Genomic DNA, 9,060 nt, shown 5'->3' on the forward strand with positions numbered 1-9,060 from the left:
AGATCAAAGCGGAAGCCTTCAAACGCTTCGCAAACGGCAAGCCTGTGTATCAACAGTCTGCGGCATATTTCTTAATGCTCAACACAGGATTGAGGGCAGGGGAGTTGTGCGGCATCATCAACAGTGACATAGATCTCGAAAATAGGGTGATTCACTTGCAGCGCGGTGTTAAGGAAGTTCACGTCCGCGACGGCTTGGAATATGTTCCAAAGCTCGAAGTCAAAGTCGGTAAACTGAAAAGCAAGACAAGTAAACGCGATGTGCCGCTAAATGATAACGCGATAGAAATGATCAACCGTTTGCGCGAGGAAGTGTATCTCGGCGAGGACGCTCCGCTCATACCGGATGAAAACAGTAACTTCACCAACCCTCGAAATATGCGAAACCGTTTCTATCGCATACTTGATGCGATAGGTATGGAGCATAAAGGTCTCCATGCATTTAGACACACATTCGCAACCCGCCTGATTAACGGTGTCAAACAACCCGATGGTAGTGTTAAGGCGCTATCAGTAAAACAGGTCGCAGAGCTGCTTGGGCATACCACTTCGGAAATCACAGAAATCTACTATGTCAAGCGCGACACTACAAGATTAGCCGGATTGACCGATAACTTCAATCTGTAACGCAAAAGCAGGGCAGAGATTGCCGACTCTGCTCTGCACCCATTTTTGCGTTTGAAATCTGTGATACAGAAAACAAAGAAAAAAGCACCAAAAACGCCGGTGATTATTGGAAGCAGGTAAAAGCGAGCCGTCCTTTGGTGGACGGCCCGCGAATGACATCGGACGGCAGAGCCGACCGTTGTGCAGTGTTTTGAGTAGACAAGCTGTGATTATTGAGGGAGTCCTCGGTATTTGCGGCGTTTGTGTGAACGAGATATTTTCAGGAGGAAACTATGGAAGAATACAAGAAGATTACTATCAGTTTTACGAAAGATCAATTAGAAAAGTTGGATGAAATCATGTCAAAGGAGCAGGGCTACTCACGCAGTTCATTGGTGCGTGAAGCGGTAGATTACTACCTCGGATACCTCGCTCAAAAGGGAAGTGTCAGCTATTTGTCGCCAATCATCAGCCAAAACATCAAGCTGGTGCTCGGCAGGTTTGAGGAAAACCTGAGTGAGATGCTTTTTAAGTTGGCGGTTGAGGTGAGCAAAAGCAATATTCTTTCTGCGCGTAATAGCGATCTAAACGACTATGCTTTGAATTATTTGAACGATGTTTCCGAGCAGCTTGTCGCTGAACATAACGGTGTACTTAACCTTGAAAAAGCGATAGATTACATCAACGGAGAAGAAAATGGCTAAGATTATTGTATCATGTCGCTTCCAAAAAAGCGCAAAGGATATGGCTGACCTCATCCGGTATATGGCTACACGTGAGGGCGTTGAGAAGTTGCCGAGCGGTCAAAAGTATAATCTCGCAACTTCAAAACAACACGACCTCATTCTATCTGTGGTGAAGCACTTCCCTCAAAGCAAAAAGTTTCTTGAATATGATGACTATTATGCAATGCCGACAAGTGAAAATGCGAATGAGTTCCTTGACGCAGTTGCGGAGAGATACGCTGACCGCGCAGATGAATTGAAGGGCTTGGTCAGCTATATTTCCAACCGTCCCGGCGTTGAAAAGCTCGGCTCTCACGGATTGTTTACACAATTCGATATGCCGATCGATCTCGATACCGTCGCAGAACGTGTTGCAAATCATGACGGCGTTATCTGGACAGAGGTAGTCAGCCTGCGTCGTGAGGATGCCGAACGTCTGCATTTCAACAACGCCGAAGCATGGAAAAATCTTGTTCGCCGGAACATGAATGAGATTGCCAAAGCCCATCGAATCAAGGTGGAAGACTTGGAATGGTACGGCGCGTTTCATAATACAACGCACCATCCTCATATCCATCTGGTGATTTTCTCGAAAGGTCAGGAGGGTTTCCTATCTGAAAAGGGAATCAAGGAGCTTCGCCGCGCCTTCGGTCAGGACATATTTCGAGATGAACAATACAAGCTGGCGACGATAGAAACAGGCTATCGTAATGAGTTGAAAGATAATTTGGCAGACCTGTTACAGCAAATTCAGGCGCGGCAATCGCTGCCCAACGTCGACTATTATCTTTTTCTGTTGAGAAAAATCAAGGACGAATTACAACAGCAGAAAGGAAAGAAACTCTACGGATACCTACCGCGAAAGATGAAAAAGCTGGTAGATTTCGCTCTGCGTGAGTTTGCTAAAGACAGTGATTTAGCAGAAATCTATTCAAAATGGAATGAGGTCAACCGCGAAAAGTTGAGCCTTTACTACGATACAAAGGACAAGCCCGACGTGCCAATCGAGAAGAACCCGGAGCTGCGGTCACTGAAAAATATGCTGATACGCACAGCGTTGAGTATGAATTTTAATGCTCCGGTTGCAGTCAACACCGCGCATAGCGGTTTTCTGTTCTCCATACTGGCAAAGCAAATCGTCAACAGCGCAAGCAAAAGATTAGACGAACTCAACAGGATGATGCCCTTAACGGACAGCAAAGAGAGAGCTAAAATCCGTGAGAAAAAGCTGGCTCACGGGCAGAAAGAAGGTGCAGACGGCTATGGCACTGATGATGAAGTTTACGACAGCCAAGCTGCGGAAGGGATCCTGACTATGCTTGATTACTTGATTTCGCTCGGTGATCAGGACAGCGCTCAGAATACGGAGGAACAGGAACCTCAAACTGAATACGATTATGATTTTGACGCCGCCTATGCCGAATATCTGGACGAGGACGATTATGATGAGGACGATGACCTCGATGAAGATGAACAACACTTCGGGTTTTCTATGTGAGCGGCCTGATTTGCACCCTGTTTTACCGAATTTCGCCCTGTACGCGATTTGTTAGAGTTAGGCGGGAAAATGCCCGTCAAAACCGTTCACGCGGTGTTGGGCGGTTGTTGCGAGTTTTGGGTGATTTAGCGCGGAAAAATAATTAATAGGAACGATACTGAAACGGGGCATACAAAGCGGTGTATGCCCCGTTTTTGGCTTGCTTATGTGCATAATTGCCAAAAATGACACTTAAAATTTGGATTGCGGTAAGTTGAGTAATATGGTATGATCAAAATGCGGCAATATTTAATTTTTTCAACACTAACTAAAGTGTGCAGTTCGCTTTTGATTAAATCTCATTAGCTATACTTGTTTATTATGTTGATGAATAGGGATTGTGATTCAACAGCAGGATAATGCACTTTTGCGTGTGTGATCTTGCTGTGAATGTGAATTTACCTTGAAGGGGGAAATCTTATGTTGAAAAAAGGCTTATCCGTTCTGATTGCACTGATAATTTGTTTTAGTGCGGTAACTGTTCTGCCGTCATCAGCGGCGACAGAAAGCGGATACGATTCGGCGGCGATAGGAGCTACGCTGAATTATAATGGATTTAACTATACGGTTGACAGTAATTCAAAAGTTACTATTACAGGCTATACCGGCAGCAGCGAATCTATAACGATCCCGGCAAAAATAAACGGTAATGTTGTCGTCGGAATCGGAACCGGAGCGTTCAGAGGCAAAACAACTATAACGGAAGTTAAAATTGAAGCCGCGCTGACATCAATGGGCAATTATGCTTTTGGGTATTGTTCTGGGTTGAAAAGCGTGACTATTAACAGCGGAACAACTGTTTTGGGATATTACGCTTTCGGAGAGTGCTCTTCTTTGGAAAGAGTTACGCTTCCAGGTACATTGACTACAATAGGCAGTTATGCTTTTTATAGGTGCTCAAAGCTGACTCAAAATATTACTATCCCTGATTCGGTGACGGAAATAGGAAGCTATGCATTTGAATCCAGCGGCATAAGTTCCATAAAGTTTGGCAGCAAAGTTCAAAAGATCGGAGCAAGCGCTTTCGCTTTGTGCGGAAATATAGTTAATGTTACGCTTCCGGACAGCGTTACTTCGATTGGGCAGGGTGCATTTGGCACCTGCGGAAAACTTGAAACTGTAAAAATCGGCAATAATGTTTCGGAAATGGGAAATTATGCTTTTGGTTATAATGATTCATTGAAAGAGGTATATATTGCCGAGGGAACAACGGTAATCGGCAAATACGCATTTGCTTATATCGGTTCCGCTTACAAGAGCAACCTCAGCAAGGTGACGATACCCGCTTCTGTTATTAAGATTGGCAACGCCAACAGCGAAAATAAGGTTTATAAAGACAATGAGGTGTTTGGCATAGGACGTACCGTAACTGCAGTTATCCACGGAGTTAACGGTTCATTTGCACAGGATTTTTGTAATGCAAACGCGGAAGCCTGTAATTTGCAATGGTATAACGGAGGAGATACCACAAAGCCTTCCGTGAGCATCTATTCGGAAAACGAAGTGACCTCTGAGCAAAAGGTCACGCTGTCTATGAGCGGTAACGTCGGATTAGCGGGATATTATTGGGGAACAAGCTCAAGCAAATCGCCGAACTTCACAAGTATCTCCGGCACAAGCTATACAACGACAAAATACGTCAGATCAGGTGGTACATATTATCTGACCGTAAAGGACACAAGCGGAAATATTGCTCAAACATCGGCGACCTTTTATATGACGACCCTTGACGCGAATGGCGGTTCTGTCAGCCCGTCATCAGTTGTGACAAGGTCTGGTTACTCTTTTGATTTCCCGACGCCGTTGAGATTATCAGTCGGTAGTAATGGTCCGGATTATATGGGATGGTCTACAGACCGTTCGGCGTCATCCGGAATATATACTCTAAAACCGAGCTCGGATCAAACATATTACGCTATATGGTCCGACATTTCTGCGGATACCACGAGCCCCACCGCAAGTATTTCTTCGACAAATAATGTTTCTTCAAATCAGACAGTCACGCTTACCATGAGCGATAATGTCGGATTAGACGGGTACTATTTCAGAAACATCCGTTCAGGTGTTTTGCCGGAATATAAAAAAATATCCGGCAAGAATTACTCGACGACTGTAACCGTTTCTTCAAGCGGCACCTATCAACTGACAGTGTATGACACAAACGGTAACAGTTATAATACATCCGTAACTTTTTGCAATACGACACTGGACGCGAACGGCGGCTCGGTCAGCCCTGCCTCTGTTCTGACAAAGTACGGCAATTCATTTACTATGCCGACCCCGACACGTTCCGGTTATACCTTTAACGGTTGGTCTGCAGATTCTTCGGCATCATCGGGTATATATTCGCTGTCACCGACTCTGGATCAAACATATTATGCAGTTTGGAAATCCGGTTCTGATTATTCACTGACACTGAGTCCCGAAAGCGTTACTATGTATGTGGACGAAAGCGTTACGGTAAATGTAAAATTCTCCGGAGACGGTATCAAATACTTGGGCTTTGAAGATGGTGACGGTAATATTTGCTCAGCAAAATGGGGCAGCGTTGACTGGAGCAAAGGAACCGGTTCATTTGTACTTACCGGAAAAAAACCCGGTAAAAAATCATTCGTTGTTCAGCTCATAGATAGTTCTAACAATATCCTGTACAGCGAGAGTGTTTTTGTAACGGTTATTCCCAAGGTGGATACGCAGCAATCGTTTGTTTTGACGTCTACAAATGACGTTGCGTCGATCCAGGAGGTCGCGCTTGAAATAACAGAGATAAAAGATATAAAAGGTTATTATTGGGGAACCAATGCGGATTATTCCAAGAATAAGTATGTAGAAGTAGAATATGTGGATTTAGGCGGCAGTCTGCACGGATATACCGACCGCTGGCAGAACGTTGATGCGCCCGGAACATATTATGCAACGTTAAATTTCGGTAAAACCATTTCAAAAACAGTATCAATTACTTTCTACAAAACCACGTTGAACGCTAACGGCGGTTCGGTCAGCCCCGCTTATGTTCTGACAAAAGCCGGAAACTCATTTGGTTTTCCGACGCCTTCCCGTTCCGGCTATAGTTATAAAGGCTGGTCAACAAGCTCTTCGGCAACGTCAGGCGTTTATTATCTTACGCCGACGGGAAATCAGGTGTATTATGCCGTATGGGGTTACGATCACTCCATAACATTCAGTCCCGAAGATGTTACTATTTATGAGGGAGAAAGTATTACAGTGACTGTTAAGTTCACGGGAGATGATGTTAAGAAGCTGCGGTATGTGAACGGAGATGATAGCATTTGTTCCGCGTCTTGGGGCAAAGTGGATTGGGGTACTAAAACCGTACCGATAACTTTTTACGGAATATCCCCCGGAACCGTAACCTTTGATATTCAGCTTTTGAACAGTTCGGAAGAGGAAATCTACAGCAAGAACATTTCCGTAAAAGTCCTTCCCAAACCTTCCGACGCATTGATCAAGGTTCTCGATGCAAAAGGAACGGCGGGTAAAACAGTAGACGTACCGATCACCATTTCCGGCAATCCCGGCGTTATAGGAATGACCTTAAGCGTGTCGTATGACAACTCTGCCTTGGAGCTTGTCGGCGTCAAAGATGCCGGGATATTGGGCAATAATTCCCATAAACCTGAGTATACTTCTCCTTATACACTGTCTTGGGCAAATGATACCTCAGTCACAAATTACACGGCTAACGGCACGATCGCAACACTGACGTTCAGAATCAAAGACGGAGTTTCCGCAGGCAAGTATGATGTTCGTGTCAGCTATGATTATGACAACTATGATATTTTTGATAAAGATTTGAACAAGGTGAGGTTCGGTGTAGAAAACGGGTCGGTAGAAGTTGTGAATTACATCTTCGGAGACGTTAATTCCGACGGAACGGTCAATAATCTTGACAGAGTATATTTGACTCGATACCTTGCAGACTGGAACGATTATCAGGATATCGATCTCAAAGCCGCGGATGTCGACTGTAACGGAATTGTCAATAACTTAGACAGAGTGATCCTGACTCGTTATTTGGCAAATTGGGCAGATTGCAGTGAGCTTCCGTACAGAGGCTGATTTTCAGGAGGGATAAGGTGAAAAAAGCAAACAAAGGTAAAGCGGCGATATCGCTGTTTTTGATGATATTGCTGTTGTTCTCTTCAGCAGCTCAAATTACAGTTTACAGCGCGGAAAATGCAGCAGTTTCGGCAGATAGGGTTAAAGCGGATCCGGGAGATACCGTTGACGTGAAAATAAGTATATCCAATAACCCCGGTATAGTTTCCGCGACAATCAGAGTCACATTTGACAACAGCGTTCTGACGCTGTTGAAGGTGACCGATTCAGATATGCTCGGATCACAAGCGCATAAGCCGGAATTAGTATCGCCCTACACTTTAGCGTGGGTCAATGATACTGCAACCTCGAATTATTCAGATAACGGAACTATTGTGACATTGACTTTTAAGGTGAGTGAAAGCGCTGAAAAAGGAAAGTTGTATCCGATAGAATTATCTTATGATTATAATAACTACGATATATATGACAAGGACCTTAACCTGATATATTTTAATGTAATAGCCGGCGGAGTAGATATTTACCAATCCGCGGTTATAATTGGTGATGTAAACGGCGACGAGAAGGTCGATATTACCGATGCTACGTTGATTCAGAAAGCCATAGCTGAGCTGATCGAGCTGAGCGACGTGCAGAAAAAAGCTGCTGACACAAATACTGATGGCAAGGTAGATATCACTGATGCAACCATGATCCAAAAATACATCGCTGAGTTGATCGATCATTTGGGATAAACCACATCGGGCTACATTTGGAAACATAAAGACCGTTTAATTGAGTTCAAAATTTGCACCGCATAAACAAAGAAAGGGATTTTTCTCAAAACGAAAACCCAGTTGTTATTTCTATTCTGCTGTGCTGAATTTGCTGACGGCGGTTTGAGAGCATTTACAATTTAAACGACGAACGCTGCACTTGACTTACTTGTTGGGTGCAGCGTCTTTATACTTTATCGAGAAGAAATTTAGATTTATGATTGGGGGAAAATTAAATTGGTAATTGATAGGAGAGACAGGTTTGAAAATTGTGTTAAAATACTCGAAAAAGTATCAGTCGTAGCTTTCGGGCAAGAAAAACCGCCTGATTTCAGCCTAATGAAAAATTGCTGGTCTTTTGATGCTGTGTCAAAATCTTTTGCCGGTTTTGGACTCGATTTTGCATAAATCACTTTAATGACTTGCAAAATTGAAAGCGCAAAAAAGGCTTGAAACCAACGTTTCAAGCCTGAGAAAACCAGTAATCATGCGGGTAATTAAGTCGCGGTTGACGTTTGGAGACCGCTGCTCTACCAACTGAGCTATACCCCTAAGTGTTCTGTTGCTGCGTGGTGAGCCTCGCTCACTTGCAGGGACTATGATACCACAGACACGCGGTTTTGTCAAGCATTTTTCAACACAAAAACGCCAATTTGAATAAAAACAGTGTTTTCAGCGTTTGAGACGCACGTCAATTGCATTTCATTATCAGGGATATCACGTGCATGAAAGCTTATTTGCGCACGTGAGTTACGTGGTCTTTGACCGCTGCCCGACCATGTTTTCAGAGCCGAAAACCGCACGTCTTTTTTCGGCGGCTGCGATGTGGCTGGGTATTACGTTCAAAAAATGTCTACCCAGGGGGCATATCAACGAGGTGTCCGTTTTATTGTACACCCTTCCGTTTATTATTGATTATGAGAGTTCCTAAATTGACAAAGTGAACCCCATATTTTTTTGAATTCCGCTGGATATTGACCAATGCTTGTGGTATTGTTGTGGTTACCAAAATGAAGGAGTGATACCATGAAACGAGAATTATTAGACAACGGAAACATCTGGCAGAAAAGCGACGGCAGATGGATAGGTCTGGTGCGTTACAAGGATGAGTTTGGTGTAACGCAGCGCAAGAGCTTTTCATCGAAGAAGAAAAAGACACTGCAGGCAAAGATGACGGACTATGTCAAGAACTTCAACGAACAAGTTGCTGACTCGGATGAGTCGCGGAAACCTCTCAAAGAGAGCATGAAGAACTGGCTGAGAGTTTATAAATTCCCGGAGGTGGAGCGCACGACCTATGATCGATATGAGTGCACAGCCGAGCACCAAATCTATCCTTACATCGGCAACAAACCTGT

At 44.1% G+C, this 9,060-nt stretch carries 7 protein-coding genes; 6 read left to right on the forward strand and 1 reads right to left on the reverse strand.

From position 1 onward, the window contains the following. The 5 genes from JKK62_RS08455 to JKK62_RS08475 all read left to right on the forward strand — a co-directional run. Positions 1 to 626: tyrosine-type recombinase/integrase (locus JKK62_RS08455; RefSeq protein WP_201427539.1), on the forward strand; the 626-nt coding region annotated here is incomplete at its 5' end. Between the two features lie 272 nt (positions 627 to 898). After that, a complete protein-coding gene (locus tag JKK62_RS08460; RefSeq protein ID WP_201427540.1) occupies positions 899 to 1,309 on the forward strand; it encodes a ribbon-helix-helix domain-containing protein in 411 nt (136 codons plus the stop codon). After that, the gene (mobP3, locus tag JKK62_RS08465; protein ID WP_201427541.1) at positions 1,302 to 2,828 is read left to right on the forward strand and encodes a MobP3 family relaxase; all 1,527 of its coding nucleotides are present in this window, start codon (positions 1,302 to 1,304) and stop codon (positions 2,826 to 2,828) included. Before JKK62_RS08460 ends, mobP3 begins: the two co-directional genes overlap by 8 nt. 459 nt (positions 2,829 to 3,287) lie before the next feature. Beyond that, positions 3,288 to 6,947 carry a leucine-rich repeat protein gene (locus JKK62_RS08470; protein ID WP_201427542.1) on the forward strand — a complete coding sequence of 1,220 codons (3,660 nt, stop codon included), beginning with the start codon at positions 3,288 to 3,290 and terminating at the stop codon, positions 6,945 to 6,947. Positions 6,948 to 6,964: 17 nt separating this feature from the next. Beyond that, on the forward strand, positions 6,965 to 7,681 hold the full coding sequence (locus JKK62_RS08475) for a cohesin domain-containing protein (protein ID WP_201427543.1): 717 nt from the start codon (positions 6,965 to 6,967) through the stop codon (positions 7,679 to 7,681). A 236-nt stretch (positions 7,682 to 7,917) separates the two neighbouring features. Here JKK62_RS08475 and JKK62_RS08480 read toward each other — a convergent pair whose 3' ends face one another. Next, complete coding sequence (locus JKK62_RS08480; RefSeq protein ID WP_201427544.1) at positions 7,918 to 8,169, reverse strand: hypothetical protein; 252 nt, start codon at positions 8,167 to 8,169, stop codon at positions 7,918 to 7,920. A 559-nt stretch (positions 8,170 to 8,728) separates the two neighbouring features. Here JKK62_RS08480 and JKK62_RS08485 point away from each other — a divergent pair. Next, positions 8,729 to 9,060 (forward strand): tyrosine-type recombinase/integrase (locus JKK62_RS08485; protein ID WP_201427545.1); only part of this gene is annotated, 332 nt, incomplete at its 3' end.

The sequence above is a fragment of the Ruminococcus difficilis genome, from assembly GCF_016680995.1.